General features: G+C 63.1%; 16 protein-coding genes. 6 read left to right on the plus strand and 10 right to left on the minus strand.

Features of this window, described 5'->3' with window-relative positions; all coding sequences use genetic code 11:
• The 5 genes from VMA74_RS15495 to VMA74_RS15515 form a co-directional block, all read left to right on the plus strand.
• Positions 1-358 (plus strand): peptidylprolyl isomerase (locus VMA74_RS15495; RefSeq protein WP_325368540.1); only part of this gene is annotated, 358 nt, incomplete at its 5' end.
• Positions 359-381: 23 nt separating this feature from the next.
• Complete coding sequence (gene pdxA, locus VMA74_RS15500; protein ID WP_325368542.1) at positions 382-1,377, plus strand: 4-hydroxythreonine-4-phosphate dehydrogenase PdxA; 996 nt, start codon at positions 382-384, stop codon at positions 1,375-1,377.
• Complete coding sequence (gene rsmA, locus VMA74_RS15505; RefSeq protein ID WP_325368544.1) at positions 1,374-2,189, plus strand: 16S rRNA (adenine(1518)-N(6)/adenine(1519)-N(6))-dimethyltransferase RsmA; 816 nt, start codon at positions 1,374-1,376, stop codon at positions 2,187-2,189. The genes pdxA and rsmA overlap by 4 nt, the downstream gene beginning before the upstream one ends.
• 141 nt (positions 2,190-2,330) lie before the next feature.
• Positions 2,331-2,714: a Co2+/Mg2+ efflux protein ApaG gene (gene apaG, locus VMA74_RS15510; protein ID WP_325368545.1), complete on the plus strand. Its 384-nt coding sequence runs from the start codon at positions 2,331-2,333 to the stop codon at positions 2,712-2,714.
• A gap of 52 nt (positions 2,715-2,766) precedes the next feature.
• A complete protein-coding gene (locus VMA74_RS15515; protein WP_325368547.1) occupies positions 2,767-3,615 on the plus strand; it encodes a symmetrical bis(5'-nucleosyl)-tetraphosphatase in 849 nt (282 codons plus the stop codon).
• 178 nt (positions 3,616-3,793) lie between these two features.
• Here the strand turns inward: VMA74_RS15515 and secA are convergent, their stop codons facing one another.
• Both secA and VMA74_RS15525 read right to left on the minus strand, forming a co-directional pair.
• Positions 3,794-6,523, minus strand: a complete 2,730-nt coding sequence (gene secA / locus VMA74_RS15520) for a preprotein translocase subunit SecA (protein WP_325368549.1) — start codon at positions 6,521-6,523, stop codon at positions 3,794-3,796.
• Between the two features lie 181 nt (positions 6,524-6,704).
• A complete protein-coding gene (locus VMA74_RS15525; protein WP_325368551.1) occupies positions 6,705-7,637 on the minus strand; it encodes a M23 family metallopeptidase in 933 nt (310 codons plus the stop codon).
• 30 nt (positions 7,638-7,667) lie between these two features.
• On the opposite strand from VMA74_RS15525, the gene VMA74_RS15530 reads away from it, so the two are divergent.
• Positions 7,668-8,147, plus strand: coding sequence for a DUF721 domain-containing protein (locus VMA74_RS15530; RefSeq protein WP_325368553.1), 480 nt, complete (start codon positions 7,668-7,670; stop codon positions 8,145-8,147).
• Between the two features lie 203 nt (positions 8,148-8,350).
• Here VMA74_RS15530 and lpxC read toward each other — a convergent pair whose 3' ends face one another.
• The 8 genes from lpxC to VMA74_RS15570 all read right to left on the minus strand — a co-directional run.
• The gene (lpxC, locus tag VMA74_RS15535) at positions 8,351-9,265 is read right to left on the minus strand and encodes a UDP-3-O-acyl-N-acetylglucosamine deacetylase (protein ID WP_325368555.1); all 915 of its coding nucleotides are present in this window, start codon (positions 9,263-9,265) and stop codon (positions 8,351-8,353) included.
• A 494-nt stretch (positions 9,266-9,759) separates the two neighbouring features.
• A complete protein-coding gene (ftsZ, locus tag VMA74_RS15540; RefSeq protein ID WP_325368557.1) occupies positions 9,760-10,944 on the minus strand; it encodes a cell division protein FtsZ in 1,185 nt (394 codons plus the stop codon).
• A 123-nt stretch (positions 10,945-11,067) separates the two neighbouring features.
• Entirely contained in the window at positions 11,068-12,300 is a 1,233-nt protein-coding gene (gene ftsA / locus VMA74_RS15545) for a cell division protein FtsA (protein ID WP_325368559.1), read from the minus strand.
• On the minus strand, positions 12,297-13,043 hold the full coding sequence (locus tag VMA74_RS15550; protein WP_325368561.1) for a cell division protein FtsQ/DivIB: 747 nt from the start codon (positions 13,041-13,043) through the stop codon (positions 12,297-12,299). Before VMA74_RS15550 ends, ftsA begins: the two co-directional genes overlap by 4 nt.
• Positions 13,040-13,978 (minus strand): D-alanine--D-alanine ligase, encoded by a 939-nt coding sequence (locus VMA74_RS15555; protein ID WP_325368563.1) that lies wholly within the window; start codon positions 13,976-13,978, stop codon positions 13,040-13,042. The genes VMA74_RS15550 and VMA74_RS15555 overlap by 4 nt, the downstream gene beginning before the upstream one ends.
• Complete coding sequence (murC, locus tag VMA74_RS15560; RefSeq protein WP_325368565.1) at positions 13,975-15,417, minus strand: UDP-N-acetylmuramate--L-alanine ligase; 1,443 nt, start codon at positions 15,415-15,417, stop codon at positions 13,975-13,977. The genes VMA74_RS15555 and murC overlap by 4 nt, the downstream gene beginning before the upstream one ends.
• Positions 15,414-16,487 (minus strand): undecaprenyldiphospho-muramoylpentapeptide beta-N-acetylglucosaminyltransferase, encoded by a 1,074-nt coding sequence (murG, locus tag VMA74_RS15565; RefSeq protein WP_325368567.1) that lies wholly within the window; start codon positions 16,485-16,487, stop codon positions 15,414-15,416. The genes murC and murG overlap by 4 nt, the downstream gene beginning before the upstream one ends.
• A partial coding sequence (locus VMA74_RS15570; protein WP_325368569.1) for an FtsW/RodA/SpoVE family cell cycle protein occupies positions 16,484-16,775 on the minus strand: 292 nt, incomplete at its 5' end. The genes murG and VMA74_RS15570, both read right to left, overlap by 4 nt.

Here is a 16,775-nt window from a genome sequence, read left to right on the forward strand (position 1 = left end):
GGCGAAGCAGTATTCCAACGACGACACCACCGCCAACGCCGGTGGCGACATGGGTTGGTTCCAGCAAGGCGACTGGGGCACGCTGATCGGCCAGAAGGTAGCCGACTTGAAGGACGGCGAAATCTCGCAGCCGTTCCAGAGCGAAGCCGGCTGGCACATCCTGCAGCGCCTCGGCGCGCGCAACAGTGACATGACCACCGAGTTTGCACGCAACCAGGCACGCCAGGCCATCGGCAATCGCAAGGCCGACCAGGCTTACGACGACTTCCTGCGCGATCTGCGCTCCAGCTCGTATGTGAAGATTCTCGTACCGGAGCTGGAAGAACCTGCTGCCGACAACAGCAAGGCATCGTCCTAATGGCGACGCCGCGCGGGTAAGCCGTGGACAAGCTCACGCTGACACGGCTCGCCCTTACCGCTGGCGAACCGGCCGGTGTCGGTCCCGAGCTACTGGTCCGATTGGCCGCCACTCCGCTGGCGGCCAATTTCGTTGCGATCACCGATCGAGACTTGCTGGCACGTGCGGCCGCGCGCTGCGGCGCCACGATCCAGTTGCTGGACGATGACGGTACGGATATCTCGCAACGCCCACCCGGCAGTTTGCGCGTAAAGCACGTTCCGCTAGGTGGACTGGAGATACCCGGCCACCCCGACCCGCGCAATGCACACCATGTATTGGCCACGCTCCGCGAAGCGGCGAATGGATGCCTGAGTGGCCACTATGCCGCCGTCGTGACAGCCCCGCTGCAAAAATCCTCGATCAACGACGCCGGCATTCCCTTCAGCGGTCACACCGAATTCTTTGCCGAGCACAGCGGTGCCGACGTGGTGATGATGCTGGCCAGCCCGGAGCTACGCGTTGCCTTGGCGACGACGCATCTACCGTTGCGCGCCGTGCCGGCCGCCATCGATGCGGCATCACTGACGCGCACACTACGCATCGTGCATCGGGCACTGCGCGACACCTTCGGTTTTGCCGAACCGCGCATCGCAATACTCGGCCTCAATCCGCATGCCGGCGAAAACGGACACATCGGGCATGAGGAAATCGACACCATCATCCCGGTCATGAACAAGCTGCGCCAGGAAGGCATGCAGTTGCTGGGTCCCCTGCCGGCGGATACGGCGTTCGTTCCTGCCCAGCGCGCCCGTTACGACGCGGTATTGGCGATGTATCACGATCAGGCCTTGCCGGTGCTCAAGAGCGAAGCATTCGACCGTACGGTCAATATCACGCTTGGCCTGCCCTTCATCCGCACCTCTGTCGATCATGGCACTGCGCTCGATCTAGCCGGTACCGGCAAAGCCGATCCTGCCAGCCTGATTGCTGCAGCGCGCCTCGCGCTGGACTTGGTCGTTCGAAGCAAATCGTTATGAATAGCCCTGCCCGCCCCAAGAAAAGCTTTGGCCAGCATTTTCTGCATGAGCGCCGCTATATCGAGCGTATCGTCGCCGCCGTAGCCCCGCGTGCGGATGATTTCCTGGTGGAAATCGGACCCGGTGAAGGCGCCCTGACATTTCCGCTGCTGACTGCCGCCGGCAAGCTGACCGCGATCGAATTGGATACCGATTTGATCCCCCGCCTGCAGCAACAGGCGGCAAGCATCGGCGAGCTGTCGATCGTGCACGCGGATGTGCTGAAGGTCGATTTCACCGCCATGGCACAGCGCGCAGGCGTAGCGCGTCTGCGTGTCGCCGGAAATCTGCCCTACTACATCTCCAGCCCGATCCTGTTTCACTGCATCGATCATGCGGCGGCGATTGCCGATATGCATTTCATGCTGCAGAAGGAAGTGGTCGATCGCATGGCGGCGGAGCCCGGCAGCAAAGTCTATGGACGCCTCTCAGTGATGCTGCAGCTGGCCTGCCATGTCGTGCCCTTGTTCGACGTACCGCCCGGCGCGTTCCGCCCGCCCCCGAAGGTAGATTCGTCGGTAGTGCGCCTGGTGCCGCTTGCGCGGCATGAACGTCACGACGCCGACCCGATACGATTGCATGCGATCGTCAAGGCAGCTTTCGCACAGCGCCGCAAGACGCTGTCCAACGCGTTGCGGCAAGTGATGGACGCCGAGACCATCCGTGCTGCCGGCATCGATCCCAAGGCGCGCGCCGAGGTATTGGCGCCGATGGATTTTGTGACGCTTGCCAAGGCAACGGGTGCCCGACTCGGAACCCGGGACTCGGAGTAAAGCGCACCCATAGCGGCCTTCTCCCGCAAAACCGTGGCGGCGATCCGTGCCACGCTCTCCTGGCCCCGTGCGGGCCTTCTGGGCGTCATGCGAGGTGATGGAATGGATCAGCGCGTCCTTAAGTCCCGCTACAATGGCCGCATGAAAGACAAATCCCCCTACACGATCGACGTGCAGGTGCAAACCCGTTTTGTCCCTGACCAGTCCGCCCCCAACGAAAACCGCTACGTTTTTGCCTACACGATCAGGCTGCACAATGCAGGCGGCCTGCCGGCGCGCTTGCTCACCCGTCACTGGGTGATCACGGATGCCAATGGCAAGGTAGAGGAAGTGTTTGGCGAAGGCGTGGTGGGCGAGCAGCCGTGGATGCGTCCGGGCGACGACTACGAATACACTTCCGGTGCCGTGCTGGAAACGGCCGTGGGCACCATGCAAGGCAGCTACCAGATGATGGCCGACGACGGCACGCGTTTCGAGGCGCCAATTCCGCCCTTCACGCTATCCATTCCGCGTACGTTGCATTGATCGAGGCATTGCTCATGACACGCGCGTGGCATATGTCCGAGGTAACGCACTGATGGCCGTTTACGCAATCGGCGACGTGCAGGGTTGCTATCCGGAATTGCAGCGCTTGTTGGAAAAACTGCGCTTTGATACGGCTGCCGACCAGTTGTGGTTCTGCGGCGACCTGGTCAATCGCGGCGGCCAGTCGCTGGAAGTGCTGCGCCTGGTGCATTTGCTGCGCAACAACTCGGTGGTGACGCTGGGCAACCACGATCTGAGCTTGCTGGCCATCGGGCAACGCAAGCAGGATGCGCAGGCGCGTGTGAACCCGGAACTGCGTGAAGTGTTGTTCGCCGAAGACGCCCCGATCCTGCTTGATTGGCTGCGCACGCAGAAGCTGCTGCATCACGATGAAACGCTCGGCTGGACCATGGTGCACGCAGGGCTTGCACCCAGCTGGACGTTGAAGCAGGCGCAGCGTTGCGCCCTGGAAGTCGAACGCGAACTGGCCAGTCCACGACATCCGCGTTTACTGAAGAATCTCTTCGGCAACCGCCCTGCAGCATGGACCAGCCGGCTGCAAGGCATCGAGCGCATGCGCGCGTCGATCAACACGCTGACCCGCATGCGCTTCTGTGACGTCAACGGTCGCATCGACTTCGAAGGCAAGGGTGCTCCGGGCACCCAGAAACCCGGCATGTATCCCTGGTTCGAAGCGCCGGGCATGCGCAAGCGCGATACGCGCATCGTATGCGGACACTGGTCGGCACTTGGCCGTTTCGCCGGCTTGGGGGTCTACGGCATCGATACCGGCTGCGTCTGGGGCGGCAAGCTCACCGCCTTGCGGTTGGATAGCGAGGAGCCGCAGTACATCACGGTGAATGCAGAACCCCATCGGAAGCGGACGCCCGGCGAAGACTGAAAGCCTTCCTTCGTGCTGAATTGCGACATTGCGCTCCGCGCTGAACGGCGTTTGCTCGACTAGCGCTACCAACTCCCGACTTTCGCCGGGGCGCCGGTTCAAGGTTTTTCTGAATCCATAAGAAAATGGCGGCTTGAAGTAAGCCGCCATTCGGGTTGGTCCGATCTCTACAAGGCGATCAGCTCAATTGCCCGTGGCAATGCTTGTACTTCTTGCCCGAGCCGCATGGGCACGGATCGTTGCGACCCACTTTCGGACCGGTGACCAATGGCTCCATGGTGGCTGTGGCTTGCTGTGATGCAGGCGCGTCCATGCCCAGTGCACCGCCCGCCGGCGCACCGCCACCGGTGGCCTGCATCTGACGCGCGAGGCGTTCGGCCATGCGCTGCTGCTCGGCTTCCATCGCGGCGACTTCTTCCTCGCTGCGGATGCGGATGCGCGCGAGCATCTGGATCACTTCGGTCTTGATGCGCGCCAGCATCTGCGAGAACAGCTGGAAGGATTCGCTCTTGAATGCCTGCTTGGGATCCTGTTGCGCATAGCCACGCAAGTAGATGCCCTGGCGCATGTAATCCATGCTGGCAAGATGTTCCTTCCAAGCGTTGTCCAGCACGCTCAGCATGATGTGCTTCTCGAGCTGACGCATGGTTTCAGCACCGATCTGCTGCTCCTTGGCCTGGAACATCGCCTGGATCAAGTCGCGCACGTGGGCCAGCACGGTGCCGGCGTCCGCTTCCGATTGCTGTTCCAGCCAATGCTTGAGCTCGGCGGAAATGCCGAACTCGCTTTCCAGCTCGCGCTCGAGGCCGGCGATATCCCATTGCTCATCGATGCTTTCGGCCGGTACATAACGGTGCACCAGATCGGTGACCACGTCCTCCCGGATGTCGGTGATGGTAGCCGAGACCTCCTCTTCCTCCAGCAGTTCATCGCGCTGGCGATAGATCACCTTGCGCTGGTCGTTGGCGACGTCGTCGTATTCGAGCAAGTTCTTGCGGATGTCGAAGTTGTGCTGTTCGACCTTGCGCTGCGCTTTTTCGATCTGCCGGCTGATCATGCGATCTTCCAGCGCCTCATCTTCCTTCATGCCGAAGCGCTTCATCCAGCGGACCAGGCCTTCGCCGCCGAAGATGCGCAGCAGGTTGTCCTGCAGCGACAAATAAAAGCGCGAGGAACCGGGGTCGCCCTGACGACCGGAACGGCCGCGCAACTGGTTATCGATGCGGCGGGATTCGTGGCGTTCGGTACCGACGATGTGCAGGCCACCGGCGGCAATGACTTGTTCGTGGCGCTTCTGCCATTCCGACTTGACGCGCGCACGGTCGGCGTCGCTGGCACCCTCACCCAGCGCTTGCAATGCCGCTTCCAGGCTGCCGCCCAGCACGATATCGGTACCGCGACCGGCCATGTTGGTGGCAATGGTGACGGCGCCAGGCATGCCGGCGTTCGCCACGATATGCGCCTCGCGCTCGTGCTGCTTGGCGTTGAGCACTTCGTGTGGAATCTTTTCCTTGCGCAGCAAGTTGGACAACAGTTCCGATACGTCGATCGACGCCGTGCCGACCAGCACCGGCTGGCCGCGCTTGTGGCAATCCCGGATGTCCTCGACCACCGCCTTGTACTTCACGTCCTGGCCGAGGAACACCATGTCCGAGTTGTCCTTGCGGATCATCGGCTTGTGGGTGGGAATCACCACCACCTCCAGGCCGTAGATCGTCTGGAACTCGTATGCTTCGGTGTCCGCCGTACCGGTCATGCCGGCCAGCTTCTTGTACATGCGGAACAGGTTCTGAAAGGTAACCGTGGCCAGCGTCTGGTTCTCGCGCTGGATCGGGACGCCTTCCTTCGCCTCGACCGCCTGATGCAAGCCGTCGGACCAGCGGCGCCCTTGCAAGGTGCGGCCGGTGAACTCGTCGACGATGATCACTTCCCCGTCGCGCACGATGTAGTCGACATCGCGCTGGTAGATGGCATTGGCGCGCAGCGCAGCGTTGAGGTGGTGGACGACCGCCAGGTTGCGCGCGTCGTACAGGCTGCTTTCCGGATCGATCACCTTGGCTTGCTGCAGCAGTTCTTCGGCGTGCTGCATGCCCTCTTCGGAGAGGTGCACCTGCTTTTGCTTTTCGTCGACCCAGTAATCGCCTGGGCCGTCCTCCAGTTCCTGGCGCGTCATGCGCGGCACGATCTTGTTCACCGCAATGTAGAGCTGCGGGGAATCTTCGGCCGGACCGGAGATGATCAGCGGCGTGCGCGCCTCGTCGATCAGAATCGAGTCCACTTCGTCGACGATGGCGTAGTGCAGGCCGCGCTGTACGCGCTGTTCCTTGGACAAGGCCATGTTGTCGCGCAGGTAATCGAAGCCGAATTCGTTGTTGGTACCGTAGGTGATATCCGCCGCATAGGCCGAATGCTTGTCGGACTGATCCATGCCCGGATACACCACGCCCACGCTCATGCCGAGGAAGTTGTAGAGCTTGCCCATCTGGGCCGCGTCGCGCTTGGCCAGGTAGTCGTTGACGGTAACGACATGGGTGCCCTTGCCTTCGAGCGCGTTGAGGTACACCGGCGCGGTGGCCACCAAGGTCTTGCCTTCGCCGGTGCGCATTTCGGCGATCTTGCCCATATGCAGCACCATGCCGCCGATCAGCTGCACGTCGTAGTGCCGCATGCCGAGTACGCGCTTGGCGCCTTCGCGCACCACGGCAAAGGCTTCAGGCAACAGCTTGTCGAGCGTCTCGCCGTTGGCGAGGCGCTGCCTGAATTCTTCGGTCTTGCCGCGCAGGGCCTCGTCGCTGAGCTTCTCGAACTCAGGCTCAAGCGCGTTGATGCGCGCGACGGTTTTGGACAGCTGGCGCAGTACTCGGTCGTTACGGCTGCCAAAGAGGCTCGTCAGGGCACGATTAAGCATCGATCTTCCGGATCTGGAAACTGAGGGAGCCCGCCGGAGCCGGTCCGGGCGGGCAAAGGCTTGATGATACTAGGGTCCGCCGGGTATCCCAAACGCGGGAAATCGCGGCGAACCACGCACAGGGGTGGCGGTATGCAGCCCCGCTTTCAAGGGTGCCGCCAGCGGGCGCGCCGGGGTTTGCTCAGCGATGGCTCTTGACGTACGCGAGCGGATTGACCACGCGGCCGTTGTACCAGACCTCGAAGTGCACATGCGGACCGGTGGAGCGGCCGCTTGAGCCGATCTGGGCGATCTCCTCGCCCACGTGCACATGCTGGCCGGGGTGCACCAGCAGCTTGCTGTTGTGCGCATAGCGGGTCATGTAGCCGTTGCCGTGATCGATTTCCACCACGTTGCCGTAACCGTTGCGCACGCCGGCATAGGTCACCATGCCCTCGGCCACGGTGCGCACCGGGCTGCCGTAGGGCGCGGCGATATCCAGGCCGGTGTGACGGGCGGCGAGCCCGTCAAAAGGATCGGTACGAACGCCAAAGTAAGAAGAGATATACCCGTCCGCGGGCATGCCGGTGGGCTTGAGGTTGGAATCGATGCGCGCATTGAGCAGCAGGCTCTGCATCGCGCTCAGTTGGGCCTGCTGTGTTTCGAACTGGCTCGCCAGCTGATTGATTCCGGCATCCAGCGTTTGCGGCAAGGCATAAGCGCTGCTGCCATCGGTGACTTCCACGCCACCGACGGGCGGGGGTTGATCGAAGTTGAATTCATTGCTGTCGAGCTTGCCTACCTGCACCAGACGCTCGCCCAGGGCGTTGATACGCGTGGCCTGGGCTTGCAGCTGGCCGAGCTTGATGGCCAATGCATCGAGCTGGCGGTGCGCGTCTTCGCGCAACTCGCCCAGCTGCTTGTCCTGCATCTTCACCTGTTGGTGCAGCGAGTCGATTTCGACCAGTGCGCGGTGACGGGGGCTGGCCACTGCCAGCGCGATGCCGGCGCCGATACTCGCCAAAGCCAGCACGACGGCAGCGCCGATTCCGCATACACGCCAGCGCAAACGGGAGTTGGTGAGGTCCAGGGTTTTTGGCACCTTCCCGGCGCGAGAGACGAGTATGATCTGCATGTCGTTTCCGGTTTGAATTTTTACCACTAGATGCAACGCGAAGTACCCGCTTCCCACCGCTCCGGCCATGGGCCACAGCCCATCACCGAAGTCGGTCCTGTCGCTGCGCTGGCCCGCAAGGCTGGCAAGCTGGAAGCATTGGACCGCGCATTACGCCAGACGTTGCCGTCGCCCCTGCGCGAGCAGGTCAGATTCGCGAATCTGCGCGACGATCGTCTTGTTTTCCTGGCTTCCTCGCCGGCCTGGGCATCGCGTCTACGCCTGCTGCAGGCGCAAATCCTCGCTGCCGCACGCGCCATTGGCGCAGATGCCAGCTCAGTGACCGTGAAAGTGGCCCCCCTTCCTCCGCCTGACCCTCAGCCGGAGCAATCAAAACCGCTTTCGGCCGCTGCAGCACTTCATCTGAAGGCCGCCGCGGGTTCCATCCAGGACCCCGAGTTACGGGCCATGTTCCTGGAGCTGGCGTCCGTCGCCGAAACCGCTCGTTCCACCCCCTCCGCAACACCCTGAGCTGCAGGCGCCTGGTACCCGAGGAGGCGAGCAACCGCCTGCCCCGGCGCGGAAGTTCGTTTTATACCATGGCCGACCCCGTTCCGGTCTCTACGCTGCGTCGCGAGAACGTGAACTCAAGGATGGGAAATATGTGATGCACATCACAAAACGAAAAGACCGGGCGCAGAGGCCCGGTCCGGAGGTAGGGGATTCGGCGTGTGTCAGATCGCCTGGGCGGGATGCGCGTAGGAGATCGGGGCGGTGGCCGGATCGTCCTGGTAGCTGACTTCTTCCCATGCCGTGGCATCGGCCATCAGCGTGCGCAGCAGCTTGTTGTTCAACTCGTGCCCGGACTTGTGCGCGTAGTAGGCGCCAATCAGGCTGTGGCCGAGCAGATAGAGATCGCCGATGGCATCGAGAATCTTGTGCTTGACGAATTCGTCTTCGTAGCGAAGGCCGTCTTCATTGAGCACGCGATAGTCATCGAGCACGACAGCGTTGTCCATCGAACCGCCGAGTGCGAGATTGTGTTCGCGCAGCATCTCGATGTCGCGCATGAAGCCAAACGTGCGCGCCCGACTCACTTCCTTGACGAAGGAAGTGGTGGAGAAGTCGATCTCCGCGCGCGAAGTGCGCTTGGAAATGATCGGGTGGTTGAACTCGATCGAGAAACCGACCTTGAAGCCTTCAAACGGCTCGAAACTGGCCCATTTATCGCCTTCCTGCACCTTCACCGGCTTCTTGATGCGGATGAAGCGCTTCGGCGCGGGCTGTTCTTCGATGCCGGCCGATTGCAGGAGGAAAACGAACGGACCCGCGCTGCCGTCCATGATCGGCACTTCCGGTGCGGACAGGTCGACATACGCATTGTCGATCCCCAGCCCCGCCATCGCCGATAACAAATGCTCCACCGTTGAAACACGTACGTCACCGTTCACCAGCGTGGTAGACAAACGTGTGTCACCCACGTGATCGGGACGCGCGTGAATTTCAACCGGAGGATTGAGATCGGTGCGACGGAAGACGATGCCGGTATTCGCTGCCGCCGGACGCAATGTCATGTAGACCTTGTCGCCGGTATGCAGACCGACGCCGGTGGCACGAATGATGTTCTTCAACGTACGCTGCTTAATCATTTATTGGGTACCTATGGGGGCAGCAGCCAATTCGAGCTGGGATGCTAACACAGTCTTAACCTGCGGAAAAACAAACCGTACCGTACTGAACGGTCAATCCTTCATTTTCCTTTCATCAAATAATGCGAGTCATTCGCATCCCGATGCTGCAAGCACCATAGGTAAATCAAGTACTTGCGATTCGACACAAAACCCCGCGCCGGGGACGGGAAGATCCGGCAACGGGATTTCGGACCAGCGGCAGGGAATGTGGCCCTTGTCCGCCAATCGTGCGCCATCCTTTAAGGCCACACTGCCTATCGCATTCAACGCATGAACGCGACGCCAGCCGACATCAGTGGATGCCCCCCTTATCGCTGCCGGTACACCGGCGGCGATCAGGCAGCGGACTGGAGAATACCCTCCTCGCCCGGCTCAGGGAACACTGACAAGTTAATGCGTCGTTAGTTCATGCTCTTCACACTTTTTCACACTTTTGATGCGCTCCTGACTGATCAGTCGGCCTGGCGGCGCAAGAAGGCGGGAATATCCAGGTAATCGAAGCTCGGATCGGCGCTCTTGGCCGGGCCCTCGCCCCCACGCGGATTGCTGGCCACCACTTCTGGGTGCGCGTAGTCGACCACTTCGTTGCCGGTACCGGTGCGCAGCACCATCGGGCGCGGACGCTGGCGCATTTCCACCTGCTGGCCGGCGGCGACCCGCTGCACCGGCTGGCGCGCGGTGGCGCGGTTGAGGCCGGTGGCCACGACCGTCACGCGCACGTCGTCCTGCATTTCCGGATCCAGCGAGGTGCCGATCACCACCGTGGCGTCTTCGCTGGCGAAGTCGTGGATGATGCGGCCGATTTCGTCGAACTCGCGCATGGACAGGTTCGGACCGGCCGTGACGTTCACCAGGATGCCGCACGCGCCGTTGAGGTTGACGTCTTCCAGCAGCGGGTTGTTGATCGCCGCTTCCGCTGCCGCCTGGGCGCGGTCGTCGCCACGGGCCGTACCCGAACCCATCATCGACAGGCCCATTTCGCTCATCACCGTGCGCACGTCGGCGAAGTCGACGTTGATCAGGCCCGGCGCCGTGATCAGGTCGGCGATGCCCTGCACCGCACCCAGCAACACGTCGTTGGCGGCCTTGAAGGCATTGAGCAGGGTCACTTCGCGGCCCAGCACCGACAGCAGCTTCTCGTTCGGCACCGTGATCAGCGAATCGACGTGCTGGGACAGGTCTTCGATACCTTTCAACGCGACCTGCATGCGCCGACGGCCCTCGAACGGAAACGGCTTCGTCACCACCGCCACCGTCAGAATGCCTTTCTCTTTCGCCAGCTGCGCCACCACCGGGGCAGCGCCCGTGCCGGTGCCACCACCCATGCCGGCGGTGATGAACACCATGTCCGCTCCTTCGAGCATTTCTTCGATGCGCTCACGATCTTCCAGCGCGGCCTGACGGCCGACTTCCGGATTGGCGCCCGCACCCAGGCCCTTGGTGACGTTGGCACCCAGTTGCAGGTGCATGCGCCCGCCGCAGCCCTTCATGGCCTGTGCATCCGTATTGCACACCACGAAGTCGACGCCTTCGATGTTGGAATTGAGCATGTGCGCAACCGCGTTGCCGCCGCCGCCACCCACGCCAATGACTTTGATCACCGCATTCGGTGCCAGTTTTTCGACCAGTTCAAACATTTCCCGTCCTCCGTAGAGCTTCGTTGTCGTTGTAACCGCGGGTCGACTCCTGTCTCCCCGTGGTGATGAGCGAACCTCCATTCGCTCCGGCTGCGCCTCCTGCGCCACCTAACCCTTTCGTTTCTAGAAATTCTTGGTGATCCAGGTCCGCAATTTGTCGACCAGGCCACCGACGCTGCCGCCAGCCGGACCACTTGCGCGCATGCCGCCGTTGCGTGCGCCATGCAGCAGCAGGCCGACACCGGTGGAATGCAACGGACTGGCGATCACCTCGCCGAGCCCGACCACGTGCTGCGGCACCCCGATGCGTACCATCTTGTGGAAGATTTCCTCGGCCAGCTCCAGCGCACCTTCCATGCGCGATGCGCCGCCGGTGAGCACGACGCCCGCAGCGACCAGGCTGTCGTAGCCGGAGCGACGCAATTCGTCCTGCACCATTTCGAAGATTTCCTCGTAGCGCGCCTGCACGCTCTGCGCGAGCGACTGGCGCGCCAGCCGGCGCGGCGGACGATCCCCCACGCTCGGCACCTGGATGGTTTCCTCCGCGTGCGCCAGCTGAGCCAGCGCGCAGGCGTACTTGATCTTGATTTCCTCGGCATGCGCGGTGGGCGTATGCACGCCGTAGGCGATGTCGTTGGTCACCTGGTCGCCGCCCACCGGCAGCGATTTGGTGTAGCGAATCGCACCTTGCGTGTAGATCGCGATGTCGGTGGTACCCGCACCGATGTCGACCAGGCACACGCCAAGTTCGCGCTCGTCATCGGTGAGCACGGACTTGGCGCTCGCCACCGCAGACGGCACCAGTTCGTCGACGGAGAGCCCACAACGCTGGATGCACTTGCTGATGTTCTGCACCGCCGCGGCGGCGCCGGTCACCAGGTGTACCGATGCTTCCAGGCGCACGCCGCTCATGCCCACCGGCGAGCGGATGCCGTCCTGGCCGTCGATGCGGTATTCCTGCGACTCCTTATATAAGACTTTGCGGTCCGCCGGGATCGCCACCGCGCTGGCCGCTTCCAGCACCTGGTCCAGATCGCCCGGCGCCACTTCGCGATCGCGGATCGCCGCCGTGCCGTGCGAGTTGCGCGTCTCCAGATGGCTGCCGGAGATCGACGCATACACCGACCGAATATCGCAGCCGGCCATCAACTCGGCTTCCTCCACCGCGCGCTGGATCGAGTGCACGGTCGATTCGATGTCCACCACCGAACCCCGCTTCATGCCGCGCGACACGTGCGAGCCGATACCGATCACTTCGATCGGTTCCCCCGGCTCGTACTCGCCCACGATCGCCACCACTTTCGAGGTGCCGATGTCGAGGCCAACGACCAATTGCTTTTCGTTTTTGCCTTTCATGTGCGTGGCGTGCCTCCGGCAGTCGGAGCGGTCGGGGCGGCCGTCACTTGCGGCCATTTCACGGCAAAGCCGTTGGTGTAACGAAGATCGGCGTACTCGAAACTCTGCGGATGTCCCGCCGCCACCTGTGGATACACATCGAGGAAGCGGCGCAGGCGACCGCCGGCCTGGTTGCGGTCGCCAATCACGATCTGCGCACCGGTGTCGGTGCTCACGCTCCAACTGCCGCGCTCGGTCAGCGCGACGCCGGTGATCTTCAAATGCGTACCAGTAAACGCTTTCTGCACGTCGGCAAAGAAACTCACCACTTCGGCGAGGTGGTCATCCGGGCCGCGCAGATCCGGAAGCTGGTTGTAATCGGCGGCATCCGGCACGCTGAATACCTTGCCTTCGCGACTGATCAATTGGTTGCCGTTCCAACGCGCAAACGGCTGACGCTCGTACACGCGCAACAACAAGGTATCCGGCCAGCGCTTGCTCGCTTCCACCGACTCCACCCATGGCAGCGCGGCAACCGCCTTCTGCACGCCATCGAGGTTCAACGCAAAGAAGCCCTTGCCCAGGCGCGGCTGCACCGCGGCGCGGATCTGCTCCGCACTCACGTGCTTGAACTCGGCCTGCACCGTCAGCTGGGTGACCGGCCAGCGGTCGGCGGCAAACCAGCCGCTCAACACGCCGACGATCGGCGTGACCACCAGGGCAATGGCCAGCAACCAGGCGACGAGGCGGATGCTTCCCCTCATTGCGCCTCCCCGAAACTGGTTTCCAGCACGCGCCAGCACAGCTCTTGATAATCGATGCCGGCAACGGCAGCCGCCTTCGGCACCAACGAATGCGACGTCATGCCCGGCGCGGTGTTCACTTCCAGCAGCCAGTTGCGGCCCTGGCGATCGCGCATCACGTCGACGCGGCCCCAACCGGCGCAGCCCAATGCGTCGAAGGCTTCCAGCGCAAGCGCGCGCAACGACGCTTCGGCTTCACCTTCCAGGCCTGGACAGATGTAGCGCGTGTCTTCGGCGATGTACTTGGCGTTGTAATCGTAGAACGCGCCCTTCGGCACAATATGGATGCTTGGCAATACCTGGCGGCCGAGGATGCCAACGGTCAGCTCATCGCCCTCGATCAGCGTTTCCATCAGCAGATCGCCCGGGTACTTCGCAGCCAACGCTACGGCAGCATCCAGGTCCTTTTCTTCGAACACGCGCGTCACGCCCACGCTGGAGCCTTCGCAAGCGGGTTTCACGATCAGCGGAAAACCGATTTCCTGCGCCGCGGCGTGCACGTCGGCGCCGCGCGGCAGCGCCACGAATTTAGGCGTGGGCAAGCCCAGCGACTGCCACACGCGCTTGGAACGCGTCTTGTCCATCGACAGCGCCGAACCGAGCACGCCCGAACCGGTGTACGGGATATGCAAGGATTCCAGCGCACCTTGCAGCACGCCATCTTCACCGCCGCCGTGCTGGCCATGCAGGATGTTGAATACGCGCGCGAAGTGGCCGGCGCGCAGCGCATCCAGCAACGCCGGGATGCCGTCGATCGCTTGCGCATCCACGCCACGCGCCTTCAGCGCATCCAGCACGTTACGGCCGGAGTCGAGCGATACCTCGCGCTCGGCCGAGCTGCCGCCCATCACCACGGCGACACGGCCAAATTGGGCGGGATCGTTGATCTTTCTCATGTCTCGCTCGTCCTCAAGTGGCCCGCCTTCGCCAGTTCCACCGCTGCCGCGCCGATGTCGCCGGCACCGAGCAACAGCAGCAGATCGCCGTCGTGCAACAGCGCCGGCAAGGTGTCTTTCAATTCGCGCGGATGGCTGATCAGCACCGGGTCGACCTTGCCGCGCGCGCGCACGGCGCGCGCCAGGGCACGGCCATCCGCGCCGGCAATCGGCGCCTCGCCGGCGGGATAAACCTCGGTAAGCACCAACACATCGGCTTCCGCCAGCACATTGGCAAAATCGTCCAGCAGATCGCGCGTGCGGCTGTAGCGATGCGGCTGGAAACCCACCACCAGGCGCCGCTCCGGCCAACCGCCGCGCGCCGCTGCAAACACTGCCGCAAGCTCGCGTGGGTGGTGGCCATAATCATCGACCAGCATCACCTTGCCGTGATCGATGGCGATGTCGCCACGCCGATGGAAGCGACGGCCCACACCTTGGAAATGCCGCAACGCATGCGCGATCGCATCGGCCTCCACCCCAAGCTGCCAACCGATCGAAGCCGCCGCCAGTGCGTTGAGCACGTTGTGCCGCCCCGGCAAGTTGAGCGTGACGGGAATCGGCTCGCCCACGCCTGGCAGCAGCAGATCGAAATGCATCTCGAAGCCCTGCTGTTGCACATTGGCCGCACGCACATCCGCATGCGCCGTGTCGATGCCGTAGGTCATCACGCGGCGCGCGGTGATCTTGGCCAGTTCTGCCACTTCCGGATCATCCACGCACAGGACGGCCAGCCCGTAGAACGGCAAACGATGTAGAAAATCCGAAAACGCCTTGCGCACCAGCGCAAAATCGCCCTGGTAGTTCTCCAGGTGATCCGCATCGATATTGGTGACCACTGCAATCACCGGTGACAGCAGCAGGAACGAACCATCCGATTCATCCGCTTCTGCCACCAGGTACTGGCCGGTACCAAGCCGCGCATTCGCACCGGCGGCATTGAGCTGCCCGCCGATCACGAAGGTAGGATCGTAGTCGGCTTCGGCCAATACGCTCGCAACAAGACTGGTGGTAGTGGTCTTGCCATGCGTGCCGGCAATCGCGATGCCGCGCCGGAAACGCATCAATTCGCCCAGCATTTCCGCACGTGGAATCACCGGAATGCGTGCCTCACGCGCAGCAACCATTTCCGGGTTGTCACTCTTGATCGCGCTGGATGTCACTACCACGTCGGCATCGCCGATATGCGCTGCGGCATGACCGATGCGCACATCGATACCGAGTTCGCGCAAGCGCTGTGCGGTCGGCGATTCGCTGCGATCCGAACCGGACACGGCATAGCCAAGGTTGTGCAGCACTTCAGCAATACCGCTCATGCCCACGCCGCCGATGCCGATGAAGTGCACACGGCGGAAGGTGCTCATCAAATCTTCGTGGGCGAGCAAGCGACGCGGCGTCATGCGGCCACCTCCACGCAGGCGCGCGCGATATCCGCAGCGGCATCCGGCTTGGCCAGGGTGCGCGCGGCTTGCGCCATCGCCAGCAGCTTGGCGCGATCGCCCAGCAGCGCAGCCAAACGCTGCGCCAAATCATTCGTCTTCAAATCACGTTCCTGGATCAATTCGGCGGCGCCGACCGTAACCAGCGCCTCGGCGTTGCGGGTCTGGTGGTCGTCCACCGCGTGCGGGAATGGCACCAGCACTGCGCCCAGTCCGCACGCCGTCAGTTCGGCCAAGGTCAGCGCGCCGGCACGGCACACGGCTAGATCCGCCCATGCATAGGTACCGGCCATGTCTTCGATAAACGGCACGATGCGCGCTTCCACGCCGGCATCGGCATACGCCTTGCGCGCTTCGTCGATGCCGCGATTGCCGGACTGGTGCAGCACTTCCGGTCGCTGCTCGGCTGCGATATGCGCCAGCGCCTGCGGCACGGAGGTGTTCAAGGCGCGCGCGCCCAAGCTGCCGCCCAGCACCAGCAGACGCGGTTTGCCGCTGCGCTCAGCCATGCGCTGTGCCGGCGATGGCAAGGAAGCGATCGCGCCGCGCACCGGATTGCCCACCCACTGCGCATTCGGCAGCGCATCGGCAAAACCGGCCATCACACGCTGGGCGTGCTGCGCCAGCTTGCGGTTAGTGAAGCCCGCCACGCGGTTCTGCTCGTGCACCAGCAGCGGACGCCGCAGCAGGCGCGCCGCCACACCGCCGGGGCCGGCGACATAACCGCCCATCGACAGCACGCTGCGCGGCTGTAGCCGGTGCAACACCGCCAGCGAAGACAGCAGCGCACGCAGCAGCATCCACGGCGCGAGCAAGCGCGTCTGCAAACCTTTGCCACGCAGGCCGCCCACGGCGATCGTGTGCAACTCGATGCCGTGCGCGGGCACCACCTTGGTTTCCATGCCGCCTTCGGCACCTAGCCATACCACCGGCACGCCTTGCGCGCACAGCGTTTCGGCCACCGCCAGACCCGGGAAGATGTGGCCGCCGGTGCCACCGGCCATGATCAGCACGGGAGGCTGCCCGCTCATGCCGCCACCGCTTCGCGCTCACGCGCATTGTTCGGGTTCGCGTCCGGCACCGCGGCGGCCGGTACGCGCGTGGCCATCTGGCGTGCATCGAGCGCGCGATAGATTTCGTAAGTTGCCCGCAGCAGCACGCCCGCCATCGCACAAGTCAGCGCGATCGACGAGCCGCCATAACTGATCAGCGGCAAGGTCAGGCCCTTGGTCGGCAATGCACCGAGGTTCACGCCGATCGACACCAAGGTCTGCAGGCCGAGCATCAGCGAGATACCGAAGGCGATGTAGCCCGCAAAG

The organism is Dyella sp. (assembly GCF_035508675.1).
In the GTDB taxonomy this organism is placed as follows: domain Bacteria; phylum Pseudomonadota; class Gammaproteobacteria; order Xanthomonadales; family Rhodanobacteraceae; genus Dyella_B.

What these genes read in the sequence shown, in the direction of transcription:
- ftsA (WP_325368559.1), bottom strand. Translation starts at nt 12,300, where the DNA reads ATGAAAGGCAAAAACGAAAAGCAATTGGTCGTTGGCCTCGACATCGGC.
- VMA74_RS15550 (WP_325368561.1), bottom strand. Translation starts at nt 13,043, where the DNA reads ATGAGGGGAAGCATCCGCCTCGTCGCCTGGTTGCTGGCCATTGCCCTG.
- rsmA (WP_325368544.1), top strand. Translation starts at nt 1,374, where the DNA reads ATGAATAGCCCTGCCCGCCCCAAGAAAAGCTTTGGCCAGCATTTTCTG.
- ftsZ (WP_325368557.1), bottom strand. Translation starts at nt 10,944, where the DNA reads ATGTTTGAACTGGTCGAAAAACTGGCACCGAATGCGGTGATCAAAGTC.
- murG (WP_325368567.1), bottom strand. Translation starts at nt 16,487, where the DNA reads ATGAGCGGGCAGCCTCCCGTGCTGATCATGGCCGGTGGCACCGGCGGC.
- VMA74_RS15525 (WP_325368551.1), bottom strand. Translation starts at nt 7,637, where the DNA reads ATGCAGATCATACTCGTCTCTCGCGCCGGGAAGGTGCCAAAAACCCTG.
- apaG (WP_325368545.1), top strand. Translation starts at nt 2,331, where the DNA reads ATGAAAGACAAATCCCCCTACACGATCGACGTGCAGGTGCAAACCCGT.
- VMA74_RS15515 (WP_325368547.1), top strand. Translation starts at nt 2,767, where the DNA reads ATGGCCGTTTACGCAATCGGCGACGTGCAGGGTTGCTATCCGGAATTG.
- secA (WP_325368549.1), bottom strand. Translation starts at nt 6,523, where the DNA reads ATGCTTAATCGTGCCCTGACGAGCCTCTTTGGCAGCCGTAACGACCGA.
- murC (WP_325368565.1), bottom strand. Translation starts at nt 15,417, where the DNA reads ATGACGCCGCGTCGCTTGCTCGCCCACGAAGATTTGATGAGCACCTTC.
- lpxC (WP_325368555.1), bottom strand. Translation starts at nt 9,265, where the DNA reads ATGATTAAGCAGCGTACGTTGAAGAACATCATTCGTGCCACCGGCGTC.
- VMA74_RS15530 (WP_325368553.1), top strand. Translation starts at nt 7,668, where the DNA reads ATGCAACGCGAAGTACCCGCTTCCCACCGCTCCGGCCATGGGCCACAG.
- VMA74_RS15555 (WP_325368563.1), bottom strand. Translation starts at nt 13,978, where the DNA reads ATGAGAAAGATCAACGATCCCGCCCAATTTGGCCGTGTCGCCGTGGTG.